This is a genomic window from Vibrio sp. OPT46, assembly GCF_015163535.1.
Classification (GTDB): Bacteria; Pseudomonadota; Gammaproteobacteria; order Enterobacterales; family Vibrionaceae; genus Vibrio; species Vibrio alginolyticus.
Genome location: NZ_JADDYG010000005.1, coordinates 1 through 307, shown reverse-complemented (window position 1 = coordinate 307; position 307 = coordinate 1). Strand labels below are relative to the sequence as shown.

Sequence of the window (307 nt, the reverse complement as noted above, 5' to 3'; positions counted from 1 at the left end):
CACTCGCTTTAATAAGCAAGCGTCCGCTTTTGTCTTCACTTTTCGAAAAAGTGAAAATAAAACTAAAGCCTGGCGATGTCCTACTCTCACATGGGGAAACCCCACACTACCATCGGCGCTATTTCGTTTCACTTCTGAGTTCGGCATGGAAGTCAGGTGGGTCCAAAACGCTATGGTCGCCAAGCAAATTCTTTAATCTGGAAAGCTGTTTTTTTAATTCTCGTTCTTACACATTCAATGTTCTTTCATTGAGTCCATCAAAACCCCTTGGGTGTTGTATGGTTAAGCCTCACGGGCAATTAGTACA

1 rRNA gene is annotated in these 307 nt (G+C 43.0%); it reads right to left on the bottom strand.

Annotated features, from left to right (window positions below):
• Positions 1-67: 67 nt before the first annotated feature.
• Positions 68-184: ribosomal RNA gene (gene rrf, locus IQR33_RS00050) — 5S ribosomal RNA — on the bottom strand.
• Positions 185-307 lie beyond the last annotated feature (123 nt).